The organism is Citrobacter sp. EC_71, assembly GCF_019584005.1.
GTDB lineage: Bacteria > Pseudomonadota > Gammaproteobacteria > Enterobacterales > Enterobacteriaceae > Citrobacter > Citrobacter werkmanii.
On the sequence record NZ_VDAY01000002.1, the window covers coordinates 117436 to 134589 of the forward strand.

The 17154-nt window shown below is 51.8% G+C and carries 16 protein-coding genes; 10 read left to right on the forward strand and 6 right to left on the reverse strand.

The window, feature by feature from the left end:
- The first annotated feature begins 84 nt into the window (after positions 1 to 84).
- The gene (gene tcdA / locus FHD02_RS02415; RefSeq protein ID WP_042310757.1) at positions 85 to 891 is read left to right on the forward strand and encodes a tRNA cyclic N6-threonylcarbamoyladenosine(37) synthase TcdA; all 807 of its coding nucleotides are present in this window, start codon (positions 85 to 87) and stop codon (positions 889 to 891) included.
- A gap of 78 nt (positions 892 to 969) precedes the next feature.
- Here the strand turns inward: tcdA and csdE are convergent, their stop codons facing one another.
- Positions 970 to 1416, reverse strand: coding sequence for a cysteine desulfurase sulfur acceptor subunit CsdE (gene csdE / locus FHD02_RS02420; RefSeq protein ID WP_220393535.1), 447 nt, complete (start codon positions 1414 to 1416; stop codon positions 970 to 972).
- A complete protein-coding gene (csdA, locus tag FHD02_RS02425) occupies positions 1416 to 2621 on the reverse strand; it encodes a cysteine desulfurase CsdA (protein ID WP_220393536.1) in 1206 nt (401 codons plus the stop codon). Before csdA ends, csdE begins: the two co-directional genes overlap by 1 nt.
- Before the next feature lie 192 nt (positions 2622 to 2813).
- Between csdA and FHD02_RS02430 the strand changes: the two genes are divergently transcribed.
- From FHD02_RS02430 to rlmM, 4 genes are all read left to right on the forward strand, one after another.
- Positions 2814 to 3041, forward strand: a complete 228-nt coding sequence (locus FHD02_RS02430) for a YgdI/YgdR family lipoprotein (RefSeq protein WP_016154261.1) — start codon at positions 2814 to 2816, stop codon at positions 3039 to 3041.
- 362 nt (positions 3042 to 3403) lie between these two features.
- Positions 3404 to 4321, forward strand: coding sequence for a glycine cleavage system transcriptional regulator GcvA (gcvA, locus tag FHD02_RS02435; RefSeq protein WP_038633269.1), 918 nt, complete (start codon positions 3404 to 3406; stop codon positions 4319 to 4321).
- A gap of 18 nt (positions 4322 to 4339) precedes the next feature.
- A complete protein-coding gene (locus FHD02_RS02440) occupies positions 4340 to 4735 on the forward strand; it encodes a DUF423 domain-containing protein (protein ID WP_003034037.1) in 396 nt (131 codons plus the stop codon).
- Positions 4728 to 5828 carry a 23S rRNA (cytidine(2498)-2'-O)-methyltransferase RlmM gene (gene rlmM, locus FHD02_RS02445; protein ID WP_038633266.1) on the forward strand — a complete coding sequence of 367 codons (1101 nt, stop codon included), beginning with the start codon at positions 4728 to 4730 and terminating at the stop codon, positions 5826 to 5828. Before FHD02_RS02440 ends, rlmM begins: the two co-directional genes overlap by 8 nt.
- 43 nt (positions 5829 to 5871) lie before the next feature.
- Here the strand turns inward: rlmM and fucR are convergent, their stop codons facing one another.
- From fucR to fucI, 4 genes are all read right to left on the reverse strand, one after another.
- On the reverse strand, positions 5872 to 6591 hold the full coding sequence (gene fucR, locus FHD02_RS02450) for an L-fucose operon activator (protein ID WP_137361259.1): 720 nt from the start codon (positions 6589 to 6591) through the stop codon (positions 5872 to 5874).
- A gap of 57 nt (positions 6592 to 6648) precedes the next feature.
- Complete coding sequence (gene fucU, locus FHD02_RS02455) at positions 6649 to 7071, reverse strand: L-fucose mutarotase (protein ID WP_003840383.1); 423 nt, start codon at positions 7069 to 7071, stop codon at positions 6649 to 6651.
- A gap of 1 nt (position 7072) precedes the next feature.
- Complete coding sequence (fucK, locus tag FHD02_RS02460) at positions 7073 to 8491, reverse strand: L-fuculokinase (protein WP_220393537.1); 1419 nt, start codon at positions 8489 to 8491, stop codon at positions 7073 to 7075.
- Between the two features lie 104 nt (positions 8492 to 8595).
- Entirely contained in the window at positions 8596 to 10371 is a 1776-nt protein-coding gene (fucI, locus tag FHD02_RS02465; protein WP_061382374.1) for an L-fucose isomerase, read from the reverse strand.
- A 465-nt stretch (positions 10372 to 10836) separates the two neighbouring features.
- On the opposite strand from fucI, the gene FHD02_RS02470 reads away from it, so the two are divergent.
- The 5 genes from FHD02_RS02470 to FHD02_RS02490 all read left to right on the forward strand — a co-directional run bounded on the left by FHD02_RS02470 (position 10837) and on the right by FHD02_RS02490 (position 17046).
- Complete coding sequence (locus FHD02_RS02470) at positions 10837 to 12336, forward strand: sugar ABC transporter ATP-binding protein (protein WP_165407044.1); 1500 nt, start codon at positions 10837 to 10839, stop codon at positions 12334 to 12336.
- Between the two features lie 3 nt (positions 12337 to 12339).
- Positions 12340 to 13323: an ABC transporter permease gene (locus FHD02_RS02475; protein ID WP_042310741.1), complete on the forward strand. Its 984-nt coding sequence runs from the start codon at positions 12340 to 12342 to the stop codon at positions 13321 to 13323.
- A 73-nt stretch (positions 13324 to 13396) separates the two neighbouring features.
- Positions 13397 to 14347 carry an ABC transporter substrate-binding protein gene (locus FHD02_RS02480; RefSeq protein WP_061382372.1) on the forward strand — a complete coding sequence of 317 codons (951 nt, stop codon included), beginning with the start codon at positions 13397 to 13399 and terminating at the stop codon, positions 14345 to 14347.
- 53 nt (positions 14348 to 14400) lie between these two features.
- Entirely contained in the window at positions 14401 to 15981 is a 1581-nt protein-coding gene (locus tag FHD02_RS02485; RefSeq protein WP_220393538.1) for an FGGY-family carbohydrate kinase, read from the forward strand.
- A gap of 66 nt (positions 15982 to 16047) precedes the next feature.
- Positions 16048 to 17046 carry a LacI family DNA-binding transcriptional regulator gene (locus FHD02_RS02490; protein ID WP_137370680.1) on the forward strand — a complete coding sequence of 333 codons (999 nt, stop codon included), beginning with the start codon at positions 16048 to 16050 and terminating at the stop codon, positions 17044 to 17046.
- Positions 17047 to 17154: the final 108 nt, after the last annotated feature.

Sequence of the window (17154 nt, forward strand, 5' to 3'; positions counted from 1 at the left end):
TAAGGCGTAGCCGCCATCAGGCAGTGATGCAGTCATCAAGGGCGGTATTTGTCCGCTCTTTTTGTTTTCTATATTTGAGGTTCTATGTCTGTGGTTATCAGTGACGCCTGGCGTCAGCGTTTTGGCGGCACGGCGCGGCTATATGGCGAAAATGCGCTGCAGTTATTTGCCGGAGCGCATGTTTGCGTGGTCGGGATTGGCGGTGTGGGATCGTGGGCGGCGGAAGCGCTGGCGCGTACCGGCATTGGCGCGATTACGCTGATCGATATGGATGATGTTTGCGTCACCAATACTAACCGTCAGATCCATGCGCTGCGCGATAACGTTGGTTTAGCGAAAGCTGAGGTGATGGCGGAACGTATCCGCCAGATTAACCCGGAGTGCCGGGTGAACGTGGTCGATGATTTTGTTACGCCAGATAACGTTGCTGAATATATGAATGCGGGATTTTCGTATGTCATCGATGCGATTGACAGCGTGCGCCCGAAAGCGGCGCTCATTGCGTACTGTCGGCGCAATAAGATTCCGCTGGTAACCACCGGCGGTGCGGGCGGGCAGATCGATCCGACGCAGATTCAGGTGGTTGATCTGGCAAAAACCATTCAGGATCCGCTGGCGGCCAAGCTGCGTGAGCGACTGAAGAGTGATTTTGGCGTGGTGAAAAACAGTAAAGGCAAGCTGGGCGTGGACTGCGTGTTCTCGACCGAGGCGCTGGTTTACCCGCAGGCAGATGGCTCGGTGTGTGCCATGAAGGCGACGGCGGAAGGGCCGAAACGTATGGATTGCGCCTCAGGGTTTGGCGCCGCCACCATGGTGACGGCTACCTTTGGCTTTGTTGCTGTTTCCCATGCGCTGAAGAAGATGATGGCGAAAGCGGCGCGCCAGAGTTGATTGTGTCGGATGGCACTATGCTTATCCGACCTACGGTTCGTGCGGTGTTGTAGGCCGGATAAGACGCATCAGCCGTCGTTATCCGGCTTGCCGGGCAGCATCAAGAATCGCCTCGTTCAACGCATGCAGGCCCTGGCTCCGCGAGGCGCTGAGCTGCCCGCTTAACCCTAACTCGTCAAATAACGCCATCGGTGAATGCGCCAGTAACTCCGCTGCGGTTTTACCTTCAACGGCGGTGAGTAATACCGCCAACAGCCCGCGAACAATACGGCCTTCGCTGTCGCCGAAGAAATGCAGAGTGCCGTTCTGGTGCAGGGTGTATCCCAGCCAGACGCGGTTTTCACATCCCGCAATCTCTTTTGCCTGCGCCCTTAGCGCATCTGGCAGCGCCGGAAGCTGTTTACCCAGCAGAATGAGCTGACGATATTTATCCTCCCACTGGGTGAGTGGGGCAAACGTAGTACGCAACGTCTCTTCAGTTACGGTTGTGCCAAACGGGTGTCCGGCGAATAAAGGGCTTGTCATTAATCCACCAATATTTCCAGCGCGCGGTCAACGGCTGCAACCAACGCATCCACATCACTTTGCGTATTATAGGGCGCAAAAGAGGCGCGTAGGGTCCCGGATACGCCCAGCTCCGCCAGCAGTGGTTGCGCACAGTGTTGCCCTGCGCGCAGCGCAATGCCATTTTCGGCCAGCAGCGTCACCATATCGCTATGATGAACGCCAGCGAAATCAAAGGATAACAGACTAGAGTCCTGACAACGGAAGGAACGAAAACCGGGACGTTTCGCCAGGGCGTCTTCTGCCAGCGTCGCCAGACCCCGGCTCCAGTTTTCGGCCTGCGCAACATCAATGTCCGCCAGCCATTCGAGCGCCGCGCTTAACCCGATGACGCCAGCTACGTTAGGCGTACCGGCCTCCAGCTTCCAGGGGGCCACCTGGGTGGTGAAACCGTCAAAGCTGACTTCGCTAATCATCTTGCCGCCGCCGAGCCATGGTGACATGGCCTCCAGTAATTCTGGCTTACCATACAGTACGCCAATACCGGTAGGGCCATACAACTTGTGGCCCGAGAAGGCATAGAAATCAATATCTAACTGCTGCACGTCGGCGGGGAAATGCACAATTCCCTGCGCGCCATCAACCATTACCACCATGCCAGCCGCATGGGCGAGCGTAATGGCGCGGGCTAAATCCGGGCAACCGCCGGTGACGTTCGACATCTGCCCCAGCGCCAGAATGCGACTGCGCGGAGTGATGAGTTCACCCAGACGCTCAACGTCCGGTAGCAAATGGGCGTTTAGCGGGAGTTTGACTACCTTGGCTCCCGTTTGCTGAGCCACCATCAGCCACGGAACGAGATTGGCATGATGTTCCGCCACGCTGACGATAATCTCATCGCCCGGCCGTAAGCGCGGACGCGCATAGCTTTGGGCAACCATATTGATAGCTTCCGTCGTGCCACGGGTCCAGACTATCGTTTTCTCATCCGGGGCGTTGATCAGGCGTGCGGCTTTTTCCCGCGCGGCCTCATAGCGCGCGGTCAGGCGTTGCGCTTCGGCAAACTGACTGCGATGCACGTTCCCGGCGCTCAGGCTATAGAATTGCTGGGTCGCCTCAATCACGGCTTGCGGCTTCAGTGCAGTAGCAGCGCTGTCGAGATAGACGCCGGCATCGTTGAGTGCGGGAAATTGCGCACGAAACTGCGCGGGATTAAATGCGTTCATGATCATCCTCAGTTCAATAAACCGATCGTCGCGCAAAACAGGCGCTGACACAAGAGTTGTGCTAACCATCGGAATATTCTGGATATCCTGGCAAAGTCCTCACAGTGTCTTATGCTAAATAGCGTTAGGCGAGCAATTTTGCCTGTTACGGAGTGTGTTTTTAATAGCATAAATCGCTTTAAGGAGAAGAAGATGAAAAAGACTGCCGCAATTATCTCTGCCTGTATGCTGACTTTTGCCCTGAGCGCCTGTTCTGGATCGAATTACGTGATGCACACCAACGATGGTCGATCAATCGTATCTGATGGCAAGCCACAGACTGACAATGAAACGGGAATGATTTCGTATAAAGACGCTAACGGCAACAAACAGCAGATCAACCGTACCGATGTGAAAGAGATGGTAGAACTGGATAACTAACCGGTCGCCATCGACATAAAGTCGGACAAAAAAAAGCACCGCAATTTGGCGGTGCTACATTAATCACTATGGACAGACAGGGTAAATGTACAGGAAGTGAAAAAGGGTAGCTTTGCTACCATGGTCTGAATCGCAGACCAATTGCAAACACAACAACACAACATCACAACCGTAAGCCAAAAGCCCACCAGAACACGCATTCCGATAAAACTTTTCGTTCCGGCTTCAGGAAGTGCCGCCACTATAGGTATTTGCTGGTAGAACCTCAACGGACAATTTATAATGGCTCAGATAAAAAAAACTAATAGGTTACATCCTGTTAGATAATTGTTAAATTCATTTAACATCAAAGCCTAAAAGTCATGTCAAAACGATTACCACCCCTAAATGCATTGCGTGTTTTTGATGCCGCAGCGCGCCATTTGAGCTTTACCCGCGCAGCGGAAGAGCTTTTTGTGACGCAGGCCGCAGTAAGTCACCAAATCAAGTCACTCGAGGATTTCCTGGGGCTGAAGCTGTTTCGTCGACGCAATCGATCTCTGTTGTTAACAGAAGAAGGTCAAAGCTATTTCCTCGACATCAAAGAGATTTTTTCGCAATTAACTGACGCGACGCGTAAACTTCAGGCACGCAGTGCAAAAGGTGCGCTTACCGTTAGTTTATTGCCCAGTTTCGCGATCCAATGGCTGGTGCCCAGACTCTCTAGCTTTAACTCAGCTTATCCGGGAATCGATGTCAGGATCCAGGCGGTGGACCGTCAGGAAGACAAACTGGCTGATGATGTTGATGTGGCAATTTTCTACGGACGCGGCAACTGGCCGGGTCTGCGCGTTGAAAAATTGTACGCAGAATATTTATTGCCGGTCTGCTCGCCGCTGTTACTCACCGGTGATAAACCACTGAAGACGCCGGATGACCTGGCAAAACACACATTATTGCACGATGCATCGCGGCGTGACTGGCAAGCCTATACGCGCCAGCTTGGCCTGAATCATATTAACGTACAGCAGGGACCTATCTTCAGCCATAGCGCCATGGTGCTACAGGCTGCTATCCATGGACAGGGGATTGCGCTGGCGAATAACGTCATGGCGCAGTCCGAAATTGAAGCCGGACGTCTGGTCTGTCCGTTTAACGATGTTCTGGTCAGCAAAAACGCGTTTTATCTGGTTTGTCATGACAGTCAGGCAGAACTGGGTAAAATAGCCGCCTTCCGTCAGTGGATACTGGCGAAAGCGGCCTCGGAACAAGAAAAATTCCGCTTTCGTTATGAACAATAAATTACGTAGGGTATTAACATGACCAGCCGTTTTATGCTGATTTTTGCCGCCGTAAGTGGTTTTATCTTTGTGGCGTTGGGCGCCTTTGGGGCACATGTTCTGAGTAAAACTCTTGGTGTTGTAGAAATGGGTTGGATCCAGACTGGCCTTGAGTATCAGGCGTTTCATACGCTGGCTATCTTCGGGCTGGCCGTCGCCATGCAGCGACGCATTAGCATTTGGTTTTACTGGAGTAGCGTGTTCCTGGCATTAGGGACGGTGCTGTTTAGCGGCAGCCTGTATTGCCTCGCGCTCTCTCATTTACGCCTGTGGGCGTTTGTTACCCCCGTCGGCGGTTTCAGCTTCCTTGTAGGCTGGGCGCTGATGCTAGTGGGCGCTATTCGATTGAAACGTAAGGGCGTTAGCCATGAATAAGGTTGTATTGTTGTGTCGCCCGGGTTTTGAAAAAGAGTGCGCCGCAGAAATTACGGATAAAGCAGGACGTCGGGAAATCTTCGGTTTCGCCCGCGTAAAAGACAATGCGGGCTATGTGATCTTCGAATGCTATCAGCAGGACGATGCCGAAAAGTTAGTGAAAGAACTGCCGTTTAGCTCGCTGATTTTTGCCCGTCAGATGTTTGTTGTGGGCGAACTGCTGCAATATTTACCGCCGGAAGATCGTATTACGCCAATTGTCGGCATGTTGCAGGGCGTGGTGGAAAAAGGCGGCGATCTGCGGGTCGAAGTCGCCGACACCAATGAAAGCAAAGAGCTGGTTAAGTTCTGCCGTAAATTTACCGTACCGCTGCGCGCGGCGCTGCGTGAAGCGGGCGTACTGGCAAAATATGAAACACCGAAACGTCCGGTGGTTCACGTTTTCTTTATCGCTCCTGGCTGTTGTTATACCGGTTATTCCTGGCCTGACAATAACTCCCCGTTCTACATGGGGATTCCGCGCCTGAAGTTCCCGGCCGATGCGCCGAGCCGCTCAACGCTGAAGCTGGAAGAGGCGCTGCATGTGTTCATACCAGAAGATGAGTGGGACGAGCGTCTGGCCAACGGCATGTATGCCGTGGATTTAGGCGCATGTCCGGGCGGTTGGACCTATCAACTGGTTAAACGCAACATGTGGGTTTATTCCGTGGATAACGGTCCGATGGCGCAAAGCCTGATGGATACAGGGCAAGTCACCTGGCTGCGCGAAGACGGATTTAAGTATCGCCCGAATCGTAACAACATCTCATGGATGGTGTGCGACATGGTGGAGAAGCCAGCGAAGGTTGCCGCGCTGATGGCGCAGTGGCTGGTCAACGGCTGGTGTCGCGAGACGATCTTCAACCTCAAGCTGCCGATGAAAAAACGTTATGAAGAGGTATCGCAGAATCTGGCCTATATCCAGGCACAGCTTGATGAGCATGGCGTCAATGCCCAGATGCAGGCACGTCAGCTGTATCATGATCGGGAAGAAGTGACCGTACACGTGCGTCGTCTGTGGGCGGCCGTCGGCGGTCGTCGGGACGAGCGATAACGCTAAACATAGATCGGATGGCGGCGTAAACGTCTTATCCGGTCTATGTTGTTTCAATCAGCTGTGTATCTGACACGATATGCGTCACATCATCCAGATGCCCAATCCGGGCCTCCCCGGAACGATTAAACTTACTTTTATCGATCAGCAATAAAGATTGCGATGCGCGCTTAAGCAGAATGGATTTGAATTCTGCGTTGGTGGCATTGGAGTCCCAGAGCGCGCCATCGCTGTCGATCCCTTCGCAGGAAAAAATAAACAGATCGATATCGAGGGATTTTAGCTGCGAGATGAGCGCGGAATTAACATAACAGCCGTATTTACGTTCAAGGCGGCCGCCAGAGCTGATGAGCTGAATGTGTTCGCGTTTAGCTAATTCCTGGCAAATGGGTTGGCTGTTGGTGAAAACGAGAATGTCGATGTCCGGTAGCTGACGCGCCAGATACCAGCAGGTTGAGCTGGCGTCTAAGGCGATCACCATTCCTTCTTCAATCCATGCCAGCGCTTCCCGCGCAATATCCGCTTTGTGCGCATAGTGACTTTTGAGTCGAATATGAAACGGGTCGCCACTGTCCTGATTTTTCCGATGAATGGCCTTGGCCCGCCCGTGATTGCGTAGCACTTTGCCCTGGGTTTGTAATTCACTGAGATCGCGGCGGATGGTCTCTTTGCTGACGTTTAGCTGCAAAGACAGGGCTTCGGTTGTCAGGCTTTTGTGGTGGGTAAGCAGATCTACAATTGCCTGCTGGCGCGCCGCTTTCATGTTCTGATCCTCATCTTATGCAGAATGCCCGTATCAGACGGGCATTCTGACCAGAGATTATGGCGTTACCCCTTTTTTTAAAAGAATATTCCCGTACTTTGCCCGCTCTCCTGTGATAACGATCGCAAACGCCTTTTGCGCGCGTTCGTAAAAGGCATAGCGGTCAATACGCGTGATGTCTGGGCAGGGGGCCTGCAAGGAAAGCGCCTGACGATAGCGAGCCTCGACGTCAGGATCGAGAGCGTCGCCTTCTACTGCGGCCATCATCACCAGCGGCGGGGCGTAGCTGTCCAGTTCAAAAAGCGGAATAATCGCCTGCAGCAGATCGCTGACCAGCAGACCGTCGGCGCGAATCACCTGCGGTCCCATGCTGTGAGCCGGAAAATGGGCATCGGAAAAGATAATCTCATCGCCGTGACCCATCTCAGCCAGCACCTTCAGCAGGTCGGGAGAAATTAAGGGTGATATCGTTTTGAGCATGTTACTCGACTCCTGTCAGTTCGGATTCGGTTTGCGGATAGAAGTAACGGTACTGGTAGCGCACCTGGGCACGAGCCTGTTCCGGGGAGGTAAATTCACCCATACCTGACCAGGCAAACATCGCGGCGCCTGCCACAGTGGTTTCGGCGTCATCCAGCACTTTGACAGGGATCCCGAGAACGTTCGCTTTAATCTGGTTCCACAATGCGTTACGGCTGCCCCCGCCAACCAATAACAATTCAGAGGCCTGGAAATGACCGATTTTTTCCAGCGTGTGCAAATTCCGCTGCAACTGTTCTGTCAGTCCTTCCAGCGCGGCACGATAAAAATGCCCGCGGGTGGTATTGAGCGTAACCCCTTGCCAGCCCGCATTCTGAGAGGTCAGCAGGTTGCAGTGCATCTTGACGCCTTCTGCGCCAGCAGGAATGGACCGGGCTTCGTCAATCAGCGTCTGCCAGGGCGTTTCGGCAGTCCAAAACAGCTTACGCACCCATTCGAGTACACCGGAGGCCAGCCACTGCATGCCGGGATTGTACAGTCCGGCCTGGCTATCTAATTCACAAGTGGAACCCGCATAACGGCTGAGCAGAGAGGTGTCCACCTGCGCACTGCGCACCATCAGAATTTCCCATGTACCGGAAGAGAGCACCGGTTCGTCTGGCTGAGCCCCCGCGCCAAACAGCGCAAACTGCGTGTCGTGCCCAGCAGATATCACCGGAATACCCACTGGCAGCCCGAGCAGGCTGGCGGCCTCGTGTTGCAGTGCCCCAATCTGTTCGCCCGCTTCCACCAGACGTGGAAACAGTCGGCGCGGTATGCCGGTTGCCTGCAAAATGTCATCACTGAAATCGCGTTGCTGGATGTTCAGCATCTGGCTGGTGCCCGCCATAGTGATATCTGTGGTGAACTCGCCGGTTAAACGGTGGTTGATAAGCGACGAAATAAACAGCCAGGCGTGTGCCTGTTCGAGCAGTTGTGGATGGTTTTCTTTCAGCCACACCAGTTTATACAGCGTGTTGAAGCTGAACGCGCCGACGCCGGAGATTTCCTGCAGTTGCTGGGGCGACATGTAGCGATGGATGTTTTCCATCACAGCTGCGGTGCGCGGGCACTTCCAACTGATTACCGGATATAACTGCCTGCCGTGTTGATCGACCAGCGCACCGTCTACGCCGAAGGTGGTGACGGCGATCCCGCAGATACGGCAATTGGCCAGTTGCGTGGAGAGCCGCTGACAGCAGTCGGCGAAGCGTTGCAAAATGGCTTCCAGCGACCACTGATGCCAGGCGCCGTTCTCCGCGGCAATATCACTGGCGTTGGGCGTTGAGGCGCGGGCGATAATTTTTCCCTGTTGGTCAACGGCAATGGCCCGCACGTTGGTTGCGCCACAATCGAGGACCAGAATAACGTCTTGTTTCATAATCGCTCCCGAGACGTTGCCGGATGGCGGCGTAAACGACTTATCCGGCCTACACGTTGTGCTCCTGTAGGCCCGGTAAGCTTGCGCCACCGGGCGGAGTCGCATTAACGCTTATACAGCGGGCCGTAGTTTTGGCAGGCACGATAATCCTGGCCTTCGCTATCCATACCGTGGGCCGCCCAGGCTGAAGGACGATAGATTTTTTCGTCTTCCACGTTGTGCATGCAAACCGGAATACGCAGCATGGCGGCAAGCGTAATAAAGTCTGCGCCGACGTGACCAATCGTCAGCACACCGTGGTTTGCACCCCAGTTAGCCATGACGGAATAGACATCGCTGAATGGACCTTTACCGGTTAAGCGCGGGGCAAACCAGGTGGTCGGCCAGGTCGAGTTGGTACGCGCATCAAGCTGAGCATGCACCTCTTTTGGTAACTCCACGCTCCAGCCTTCGGCGATTTGCAGTACCGGTCCTAACCCTTTGATAATATTGATGCGAGTCATGGTGAATGGCACACCGCCCTCGGTCAGGAAGCGAGAGGAATAACCGCCGCCGCGGAAGTATTCGTGAATAGCCGGACACCATTCGGTCGCCGCCAGACAATCATCAGCCTCTTTCTGTGAGATTTCCCAGTGCGGCTTCATGGTTGGTTTCCCTTCGCCATCGCGCTGCTTGCAGGAACCATCCAGTGCAGCCGAGCCGGAGTTAATCAGGTGAATAATGCCGTGCTCAGCCAGCCCGGTCAGCGGTTTACCCGTGACACGCTCCACCGCCTCTGGCGACCAGAAGGTGCGCACATCAGCAAAAACCTGTGCTGTACCGGTGAGCTGGTGACCAAACAGCATCGCTACGCCGTTGAGACTGTCGTTTTCAGTCGCGACAACGAACGGCTCACGCACGCCATTCCAGTCGAAGGAGCTATTCAGCAGTGCTTCGGCAGTGTCGCCGTTTGGATATTGATCCGTCCAGTGACGCTGGCCCTGGAAGCCTGCGGCAATTGCGTTGTAACCCAGCGATTCTTCAACACGACCTTTGTCTGCTAGTTTCTGATTGCCTTGCATCATGTCGCGGATGCACATCGCCATCAGCAGGCTTTCTTTCAGTACCGCGCGGCTCTGTTCTTCGTTACGCTTATACTGTTGGGCGTTCTGATCTTCGCCGTAGCGGAAATGCTTGTCTGCCCACGCCAGTGCGATATCCAGTTCAGCTTCGTCATAAATTTTCTGGTCAATTCGACGGCGAAGTTCAGTCATATCAACAGGTTGAACCTTCATTCCCAGCCAGGATTCAAAGAAGTTATGATCGACAATAGAACCGGCGATGCCCATAGAAACGCCGCCTACGGATAAATAGCTTTTACCTTTCATACTGGCAACGGCTAAGCCCGCCCGGGTGAAACGCAGCAGTTTTTCTTCGACGTCGGCGGGGATGGTGGTGTCGCCGGCATCCTGTACGTCGTGACCGTAAATGGAGAACGCGGGCAGACCTTTTTGATTATGCGCAGCCAGCGCGGCAGCAAGATAAACGGCGCCAGGGCGTTCTGTGCCGTTAAAGCCCCAGATAGCTTTCGGACGCATTGGATCCATGTCGATGGTTTCGCTGCCGTAGCACCAGCAAGGGGTAACGGTAATCGTTACGCCAACATTTTGGCTGCTGAACTTTTCTTCACAGGCTGCGGATTCCGCCAGACCGGCAATACAGGTGTCGGCAATTACACATTCAATTTGTGCGCCACAGGCATGGCGAAGTTTTTCCGTAATAAGCGCGGCGGTGGCTTTCGCCATATTCATGGTTTGCTCTTCAAGCGACTCACGTACCCCCATACGACGACCATCAATAACCGGGCGGATACCAATCTTCGGTAAGCTATTTTTTCTCATTCGAGGTTCCTCATCTCACTTTGTGCCGTGCTGCAAAAGCGGATGTTGGACACCACTGTCGCAGTTGGCTGAATTACCCATTTTTGCTAACTCGAGTTAGCTTAGGTATTGGAGAGTTTTTTACACAACTTTTTTGTTATGGAACTGTGAGAGGCTTCACGAGAAGTGGTTAAAATTCGATCTGCGTCAAATAAAAAAACATGCAGATTTTTAATAAAAACCTTTTAAATCATGAATATATAATAAATTGTCTGTTCAGCATCACAGTTTTAAACCAAATGATTTGGCTAATTTGAGTAGCTAAAATAGCTTTAAAAGGCACTTCGCTAACTCGAGTTAGCATGATTGATAAAACGCATATGAACTTGTAAGTAGTATTCGCATTAACGGTGACGATGGCTCTCTGGCAATCTTGTTTTCGCCTGATTCACTGACTGCAGTTTCTGTATATTGAGGAAAGCAGCAATGTCTGAAACATTTTTACAGATGAGTCATATTACGAAACGTTTTCCCGGCGTATTAGCGTTGAGTAATGTGGATTTTGCTTTACGCAAAGGTGAGGTTCATGCGCTGCTGGGTGAGAATGGCGCAGGAAAGTCTACGTTGATGAAGATCTTATCCGGTGTTTATCAGCCTGATGAAGGGGATATTATTTTTGAGGGGCAGCCGGTTACTTTCGCTAACCCGTTAAGTGCACAAAGTGCAGGTATCACGATTATTCATCAGGAATTTAACCTCTTCCCTGAACTCACCGTTGAAGAAAATATATTTATTGGCAGGGAGTTTTGCAAAAATAATCGCTGGCGTCTGGATGAAAAACAACAGCGACAGGCTGCTATCGATATTTTGCAAAAGTTAAACCTGAATATCGCGCCAGATATGCTGGTTGCCGATTTGACCGTTGCTCAACAACAAATGGTTGAGATAGCTAAAGCGATATCGGTCAATGCCAAGATTCTTATTATGGATGAACCTACGGCAGCACTTACGGAAACGGAAATCGACAGCTTATTTCAGGTAACCCGTTTATTGAAAGAACAGGGGACTGGCATTGTTTACATCTCGCACCGACTGGAGGAGCTGGCGCTGATAGCCGATCGCGCTACGGTAATGCGCGATGGGCAGTTTATTGCCACCGTGGATTATGATGCGGTCAAAATTAGCGACCTGATTGCCATGATGGTCGGGCGCGACCTCGGTAATATTTATCCTCGCCGTAAACCTTTGGCTCAACGTAAGCCCGTGTTGGAAGTGAGTGGGCTAACGCGCAATGGTGTATTGAACAATATCGATTTCACGCTTTACCAAGGAGAAATCCTGGGCTTCGCCGGCCTGATGGGCGCAGGGCGTACTGAGCTGGCGCGGGCGATTTTTGGCGCGGATCCCATTGATGGTGGAACCCTCAAGCTGAACGGTAAAGTTACGGTGATTAAAGATATTCCTGATGCTATCCAACAGGGTATCAGCTATTTAACCGAGGACAGGAAAAAAGAGGGGCTGGCATTAGGACTGTCCGTTGAGCGCAATATTATGTTGGGCAATTACCCTGAGTATTCCGATCGTTTTGGCAATGTGGACAGCACACGTTGCCAGAAAACCAGCGAGGAACAGGTTAAAGCCCTACGCATTAAAACACCACATTTAGAGCAAGCTGCCTTGAATTTAAGCGGTGGTAATCAGCAGAAAATTATTATTGCCCGATGGGTGTGTAAAGACACCGATATTCTCATCTTTGATGAACCCACTCGCGGGATTGATGTGGGGGCCAAACTTGAAATTTATGAATTAATGAATCGGCTGGTGGCAAAAGGGAAATCAATTATCATGATCTCCTCTGAATTACCGGAAGTGCTGGGTATGTGCGATCGCATTTTAGTGATGCGTAATGGGCGTATTACCGGAGAGCTAGCTTCTGATGACGCCACACAAGAAAAAATCATGCAATATGCGACGTTAGAGGACTAACTTATGACTATCTCTGTAACCTCTTCAGACAGCAATAATAAGAAAATAAAAATTAACAAAGAACTTTTAATGCGCCTTGCGCCACTTTTAAGTCTGATTATTTTGGTGATATTTTTTAGTTTTGGTTCGCCATTTTTCTTTAACACTGAAAACATTATGACAATTGCCCTGCAAACCTCGGTGATTGGCATTATGGCGATTGGCGTTACCTTCGTCATTATCACTTCAGGGATCGACCTTTCTCTCGGTTCAGTCGTGGCATTTTCTGGTGTCGCGGTAGGTATCTGCGCCACGCTAGGTCTGCCTCTGCCCGTCTGTATTTTTGCGGGTGTACTGGCTGGAGGATTATGCGGCTATATCAATGGTCTACTGGTCACCAAAATGACTATCCCGCCTTTTATCGCCACGCTGGGTCTGATGATGTCCGTCAGAGGTATCAATATGGTGATGACCGATGGCCGCGCGATTTACTTCGCTGATTACCCCACCTTCAAAATGCTGGCCCAGGGACGGTTGTTTGATGTGCTGCCCTATCCCGTTTTTTACCTGGTGGTGGTGGCGCTCATCGCCGCCTACATCCTGAAGAAAACGGTGATAGGCCGCTATGTTTACGCAGTGGGCAGTAATGAGGTGGCGGCACATCTTTCCGGGATTAAAGTGCAACGCGTGAAAATTTTCGTCTACGCCTTTTGTGGTCTGCTGACCGGGATTGCCGGGGTGATTCTGGCTTCTCGTTTGAACTCTGGTCAGCCGACGGTCGGCGTGGGTTATGAGCTGGAAGCCATCGCGGCGGTCGTTATTGGCGGTACCAGCCTGATGGGCGGGATTGGCACCATCGGCGGCACTATCATTGGCGCATTCATTATGAGCGTGTTGAAAAATGGTCTGAACCTGATGGGAGTTTCCCAGTTCTGGCAAATGGTGGCCATGGGTGTAGTGGTCATTGCAGCGGTTTATCTCGACACATTACGCAAAAAAATTCGTTGATTTACGCTCCCGGAAGTCACGGGACATCATAACCCTGACGTTTAGGGTGACTCACTCAGAACGGAGTAAAACAATGAGAACCAGGAATTTTGTCTATGCGTTATCCCTGCTGGCCTGTATGACATCCAGCGTTTTGGCTAAAGATATGAATCTTCCCGTGGTCAGTAAAGGTTTCCAGCATGAATTCTGGCAAACCGTAAAAATGGGGACGGAAGCGGCAGCAAAAGAGTTGGGTGACAAAACCAGCTATGTGGGCCCGGCGGATGAAACTCAGATTGCCGAGCAGATTCAGTTAGTTGAAAACGCGATGGCGCAAAAACCCAATGGACTATTGCTGGCCGCGTTAGATGCCAATGCGCTGGCGCCATTAGTTGAGACCGCAAATTCACGCGGCATTAAAGTTGTGACCTTTGACTCCGGTGTGAATTCTGATATTCCGGTCAGTTTTGTCGCCACGAATAACCGTAAAGCCGGGGCTGAAGCGGCAGACGCGCTGGCAGCAGAAGTGGGCAACAAAGGAAAAGTGGGCATTATTGCGCACGTAGCAGGGACCTCCTCAGCGATTGAGCGTTCAGAAGGGTTTATTGCCCGCATGAAGGAAAAATATCCGGATATCCAGGTGCTACCGGTCCAGTACAGCGATGGCGATCCGCAAAAAGCGATGGATAAAACCATCGATATGATCCAGGCCAACCCGGATATTGCAGGGATTTATGGCACGAATGAAGGCTCAACACTCGGCGTAGCAAACGCAATTGATAGTCAAAACCTGAAAGGCAAAGTGAAGGTGATTGGTTTTGATAGCACCGAGGCCATTATTGCCTTCCTGAAGTCCGGGGTGATTCAGGGCTTTGTTGTGCAGGACGCCTACCAGATTGGCTATCAGGGTATCAAGACGCTGAATGCGGCGGTATCCGGTCAGTCTGTACCAAAAGAGATTGATATTCCGGTTAAATTCGTTAGTGCGAAGAACATTGATACCCCAGAAATTGACAAGCTGTTACACCCATTCGGTAAAAAATAAGAGCGTTGGGGCGAGGTACTCGCCCCACTATTAGCTAACGTCAGGGAGTTACTATGAGCAGTGGATATTTCCTCGGTGTGGATGTCGGCTCTGCCAGTGTCAGGGCGGGTGTTTTCGATGCCAGCGGCAAACGTCTGGCCTTTGCGACACGCCCTATCTCGCAGTTTCGACCCGGCCCCGCTCGGGTTGAGCAGTCATCTGCAGAAATCTGGCAGCAGGTTTGCGATGCGGTTAAGGGGGCGGTATCGTCATCCGGGATCTGCATTGAGGATATCCGTTCACTGGGATTCGATGCCACTTGTTCATTGGTGGCTCTCGACGAGCAAGGGCAGGGCCTGGCGGTTTCACCAGGCGAACCATCAGACCATAACATCATCATGTGGATGGACCATCGCGCGGTGCAGGAAGCCCAGCATATTAATGCTACGCAGGATCCGGCTCTGCGTTACGTTGGCGGTGAAGTCAGCGTCGAAATGGAGCTTCCCAAGGTGCTGTGGCTAAAAAAACACTTTCCTGCAACCTGGCACAGTGCGCATCGTTTTTACGATTTGGCTGACTACCTTGTCTGTAAAGCCACCGGGAGTGACGTGGCCGGTCTGTGTACGCTGACCTGTAAATGGAACTATCTGGCCCATGAACAACGCTTTAGCCACTCTCTGCTCGACGCCGTAGAGTTAACGGATTTAACGGGCAAAATTCCGTCGCATATTCTTCCGCCTGGTGCCGCCGTGGGAACGCTTAGCGCCGACGCGGCCAAGGCGTTGGGGCTGACGACTGCAGTTGTCGTCGCCAGTGGGATGATTGATGCCCATGCAGGCGGTTTGTCGCTTGCTGGCGTTGAGCCTGCGGGAACGTTAGCGTTGATTAGCGGAACGTCAAACTGCCATATGCTGTGCAGCGAACAGGAAATTTATACGCCGGGCGTATGGGGACCGTATTGGTCTGCCATGCTGCCTGGTTACTGGTTGACGGAGGGAGGGCAAAGCGCCGCTGGGGCATTGGTCGACTGGACGCTCCAGGAATCAGGCGCGAGTGCCGAGCTATTTCGTAAGGCCGAGGCGCGGGGTTGCCATCCGATCGTTTTAGTCAACGAATGGGTTGCGGAACTTGAGAGGAAGGAGTCTGAACCTGGTCGTTATTTGCATGTGCTGGCCGATCACCATGGCAATCGCTCCCCCCGTGCGCGACCCGATGCCCGGGGCAGCGTCTGCGGCTTGACTCTTGAGCGAGGCGAGATGCAGGTGGCTCGCCTGTACCTGGCGACATTACAGGCGATTGCCTGCGGTACGCGGCATATTATGGAAGTGATGCGTGAAAACGGCCATACCATTTCCCGACTGGCGCTGTGCGGCGGCGCAACGCATAACCCGCTGTGGATGCGGGAGTATGCCGATGCTACCGGATGCGATATTCATCTTATGCAGGAGGAAGATGCAGTGACGCTAGGGGCAGCTATCACCGGCGCGGTAGCAAGCGGCGCGTGGGCGAATATTCCATCTGCATGCCAGGCGATGGTTCGCTCCGGCGAGGTTATCAAGGCTAATCCGGCACGGCGGGACTTCTATGACCGCAAATACCAGGTCTATCTGATGATGTGGGATCAGCAGCAGGCGATTAACCAACTTATGCAGTAAGACAAAAGTTTAAAATACTTTTATGATTGGAGATTGACGTTTTTGGATGTGGACTGGGGCATATAAATGGCTAAAACAGTAGAACAGATAGCCAGCGATCTGAATTTATCGGTTACGACCGTACGACTGGTGCTGAACGGGAAAGCAGAGCAATATCGAATCAGTGTCAAAACCCAAACGCGTATTAATGAATATGTTGAGCGCTATGGTTACGTCATAAACCATTCGGCCCGCAGCCTGAAATTGAATAAAACGGATACATTGGGACTGATTGTTCCCAATATTTCCAACGTCTTCTTTGCCACTCTCGCCGAGAAACTTGAGCAACGCTGTCGTCGCTCCGGTTATCAGTTAATGATTAGCTGTACCTATGATGATGTTGATTACGAAAATAAATTGACCAAAGCATTAATCGCTCGCAATGTAGATGGCCTTTTTATTGTTCCCTCAACATTGGAGAATCAGCAACACCATTTACGCCAGGTCAGAAAGCCGATGGTGTTACTGGACCGTGATTTTAAGTATACCGATAACGCACTGGTTGAAAGTCATAATATTCTAGGCGGCGAAAAGTTGACGCAAAGTTTGTTTGATGCCGGAAAGGCTCCGATCTGGTTTTTAGTCGGAGATACCGGATTACCCAGTATTGGCGATCGTTTGCAAGGTTACCTTAATTCTTTGAAGAATAATGGTATTCATCACCGTGATTGGGTGCGTGAAGGTCCTGACAACACCCCTGAAGGTGGTTTTCAACTGATGGATAGATTGATTGGTGAACAGGGGCAGCCGCAGGCGTTTATTGCCTCATCATTACCCGTGCTGGAAGGTGCTATTAACGCTGTTCGCCATCGTTTCGGCACAATTCCACCTGATATTAATATTGGCACATTCGATGAACATCCGATGCTGGGATTTCTCGCCAATAATGTCTGGTCAATGCAGCAGGATGAAAATGTTTGGGCGGAAAAAGCATTCGATATGATGATGAGTGCCATTGACGACCAACCTATTAAAGAAACTGTAAAAGTACCGATGAAACTTATTAAGCGCGTAAGACAACAATAATACGTTGCTATAAATAAATCGGCCAACTGGATCTGAATAAACACATTCAGTGGCTGCCCATATCTGAAACCTGACCCGTCTTATTCTGCGGCTACATTTTTCGCAATT

What these genes read in the sequence shown, in the direction of transcription:
- FHD02_RS02480 (WP_061382372.1), top strand. Translation starts at nt 13,397, where the DNA reads ATGAGAACCAGGAATTTTGTCTATGCGTTATCCCTGCTGGCCTGTATG.
- gcvA (WP_038633269.1), top strand. Translation starts at nt 3,404, where the DNA reads ATGTCAAAACGATTACCACCCCTAAATGCATTGCGTGTTTTTGATGCC.
- FHD02_RS02475 (WP_042310741.1), top strand. Translation starts at nt 12,340, where the DNA reads ATGACTATCTCTGTAACCTCTTCAGACAGCAATAATAAGAAAATAAAA.
- tcdA (WP_042310757.1), top strand. Translation starts at nt 85, where the DNA reads ATGTCTGTGGTTATCAGTGACGCCTGGCGTCAGCGTTTTGGCGGCACG.
- FHD02_RS02490 (WP_137370680.1), top strand. Translation starts at nt 16,048, where the DNA reads ATGGCTAAAACAGTAGAACAGATAGCCAGCGATCTGAATTTATCGGTT.
- fucK (WP_220393537.1), bottom strand. Translation starts at nt 8,491, where the DNA reads ATGAAACAAGACGTTATTCTGGTCCTCGATTGTGGCGCAACCAACGTG.
- FHD02_RS02470 (WP_165407044.1), top strand. Translation starts at nt 10,837, where the DNA reads ATGTCTGAAACATTTTTACAGATGAGTCATATTACGAAACGTTTTCCC.
- FHD02_RS02430 (WP_016154261.1), top strand. Translation starts at nt 2,814, where the DNA reads ATGAAAAAGACTGCCGCAATTATCTCTGCCTGTATGCTGACTTTTGCC.
- csdA (WP_220393536.1), bottom strand. Translation starts at nt 2,621, where the DNA reads ATGAACGCATTTAATCCCGCGCAGTTTCGTGCGCAATTTCCCGCACTC.
- FHD02_RS02440 (WP_003034037.1), top strand. Translation starts at nt 4,340, where the DNA reads ATGACCAGCCGTTTTATGCTGATTTTTGCCGCCGTAAGTGGTTTTATC.
- rlmM (WP_038633266.1), top strand. Translation starts at nt 4,728, where the DNA reads ATGAATAAGGTTGTATTGTTGTGTCGCCCGGGTTTTGAAAAAGAGTGC.
- csdE (WP_220393535.1), bottom strand. Translation starts at nt 1,416, where the DNA reads ATGACAAGCCCTTTATTCGCCGGACACCCGTTTGGCACAACCGTAACT.
- fucR (WP_137361259.1), bottom strand. Translation starts at nt 6,591, where the DNA reads ATGAAAGCGGCGCGCCAGCAGGCAATTGTAGATCTGCTTACCCACCAC.
- fucU (WP_003840383.1), bottom strand. Translation starts at nt 7,071, where the DNA reads ATGCTCAAAACGATATCACCCTTAATTTCTCCCGACCTGCTGAAGGTG.
- FHD02_RS02485 (WP_220393538.1), top strand. Translation starts at nt 14,401, where the DNA reads ATGAGCAGTGGATATTTCCTCGGTGTGGATGTCGGCTCTGCCAGTGTC.
- fucI (WP_061382374.1), bottom strand. Translation starts at nt 10,371, where the DNA reads ATGAGAAAAAATAGCTTACCGAAGATTGGTATCCGCCCGGTTATTGAT.